3 protein-coding genes are annotated in these 2,504 nt (G+C 27.5%); all 3 read left to right on the top strand.

Features of this window, described 5'->3' with window-relative positions; all coding sequences use genetic code 11:
- A partial coding sequence (locus tag Q5F54_RS13030) for a biotin/lipoyl-containing protein (RefSeq protein WP_302334583.1) occupies positions 1-868 on the top strand: 868 nt, incomplete at its 5' end.
- Between the two features lie 376 nt (positions 869-1,244).
- A complete protein-coding gene (locus Q5F54_RS13025; protein ID WP_302334582.1) occupies positions 1,245-2,003 on the top strand; it encodes a GTP-binding protein in 759 nt (252 codons plus the stop codon).
- 45 nt (positions 2,004-2,048) lie between these two features.
- Positions 2,049-2,504, top strand: a 456-nt coding sequence (locus Q5F54_RS13020) for an EF-Tu/IF-2/RF-3 family GTPase (protein WP_302334581.1), incomplete at its 3' end; no start/stop codon positions are given.

The following is a 2,504-nucleotide window of genomic DNA, read 5'->3' as shown; positions in this document are numbered from 1 at the left end:
TAAAATATTAGGAGATATAATCAAAGTTACACCATCTTCTAAAGTTGTTGGTGACTTAGCTATATTTATGACTAAAAATAAATTAGACGAAGAAAACATAATAGAAGAAGGTAAAAAATTATCATTCCCAGATTCAGTAGTTGATTACTGTAAAGGTATGATTGGTCAACCAGTTGGTGGAATACCTCAAGACTTACAAGAAGTTGTATTAAAAGGTGAAGCTCCTATAACTGAAAGACCTGGTAAATTAATGCCACTTGCTGATTTTGAAGCTGATAAAAAATACTTAGATGAAAAATTCTCTATGGATTCTAATATAAGAAACATATTAAGTTATGAATTATATCCAAAAGTTTATGAAGACTACCTAAGACATCTTCAAGAATACAATGATATATCTAAACTAGAAAGCCATGTATTCTTCTATGGATTAGATAAAGATGAAGAATGTGATGTTGAAATAGAAGAAGGTAAATCATTATCTATAAGATTAATAGGTGTTGGCGAAGTAAAAGAAAATGGATATAGAACAGTAATATTCAGAATGAATGGTTCTTTAAGAGAAGTTGAAATAAAAGATAATAACTACTCAGGATTAATAAGACAAGTTGAACTTGCTGATATGGATGATCCACTACAAATAGGTGCAGCTATACCAGGTAAAGTCGTTAAAACTCTTGTTAAAAAAGGTGATGTAGTAGAAGAAAATCAACCATTAATAGTAATAGAAGCTATGAAGATGGAAACTAACATAGTCGCTAAAGTTGCTGGTAAGATATCTTCAATAGAAGTTAAAGAAGGAGATATGGTAACAGATAAACAATTATTAATGACTATGGAAGCTGTAGAAGTAGAAGCTGAAGCATAGAATATGTCTTGAAAATAACTTTACTACAGAATAAAAATAATATAAAAATTATAAAAAAGGGCGAACTTTGTAATAAGTTCGTCTTTTTTTATAACGAAAAAAGTCATAAAAAGTAGAAAAAACATATGTAAAAAAGTATGTTAAATTCAGTATACAAAAAACGATTACATTATTTAAATAACAATAAAAAAATTACAAATATAAAGAGGAAAACTATACTTATATGTAGAAATATATTTAACTATAAAGTAAATAATTCTTTTTAATATGGCATATAATGTAATAAAAGGGATTATATATTACAAAATATATAAAATAAAAATATTAAGGAAATAAATGACTTAAATTTTTATAACAAACAAAGGTAGGTGCTCTTATGAAAGTATATGATAGTAACAATTTAAGAAATATTGCGATTTTAGGACATAGTGGTTGTGGGAAAACTAATTTAATTGAAGCAATAGCATATACTGCTAATCTTACAAGTAAAATACCACAATTAAGTGATAAAACTAATATGACTTATAGTATGGGACTAGTACCAGTAGAATATAATGGTATCAAATATAATTTATTAGATACTCCTGGCTACTTCGATTTTTGTGGAGATGTAATTTCATCTTTAAGAGCTTGTGCAGCAGCAGTTATAGTAATAGATGCAACAAACCCTATACAAGTAGGAACAGAAAAATCACTAGAATTTACAGAAAATATGCCTAAAATAATGTTTATCAATAAAATAGACAACGAAAAGGCAAGATATAAAGATGCAATAGACATGTTAAGAGAAAAATACGATAAAAAAATAGTACCAATGATAATACCTGAATACAAAGATAAACAATTCGTTAAATTACATAACATATTAGATAATTTACAAGAAGCATATGATGGTGATTTTGAACAACAAGTATTGGCTATAAAAGAAGGTTTAATGGAACTTGTTGCAGAATCTGATGATGCATACTTAGATAAATACTTCAGTGGTGAAGAATTTACTGAAGAAGAATTACAAAAAGGAATCACAATAGGTATAAAAAGAGGGGATATAATCCCAGTTATATGTGGTTCAACTATAAATAATATAGGAACAAAAGAAATATTAGAAACTCTAGAATCTTATATTTATCCATGACATATAGATAGTGATGCTCCATTTAGAGGACAAGTATTCAAAACAATGGTAGACCCATTCACAGGAAAAATGTCTTATATCAAGATTATAGAAGGTACTCTAAAGAAAGATATGGAAGTTATAGATATAACTCAAGATAAAAAAGAAAAAATATCTAACATATACACTACATTAAAAGGTAATTTAGATGAACTTGAAGAAGCAAAAGCTGGTGACATAGTTGTAGTAACTAAAGTTGGTGATTTAAAAACTGGTGATACAATAGCAGCAAAACCTGATGCTGTACCACTAGACCCAATAGAATTACCAAAACCACAAATTTATTATGCAATAGTACCTAAAAATAAAGGTGACGAAGAAAAAATTGCTTCTTGCTTAAATAAAGTTTCAGAAGAAGATCCAACTATCCATTGGTATAGAAATCCTGAAACAAAACAAACTCTTGTTGGTGGACAAGGTGAATTACACATAAACACTATTAAAAAAAAAAAAAAAAAAAAA

The organism is uncultured Romboutsia sp. (genome assembly GCF_958366745.1).
Classification (GTDB): domain Bacteria; phylum Bacillota; class Clostridia; order Peptostreptococcales; family Peptostreptococcaceae; genus Romboutsia; species Romboutsia timonensis.
This window is presented reverse-complemented; position numbering and strand designations above follow the sequence as displayed.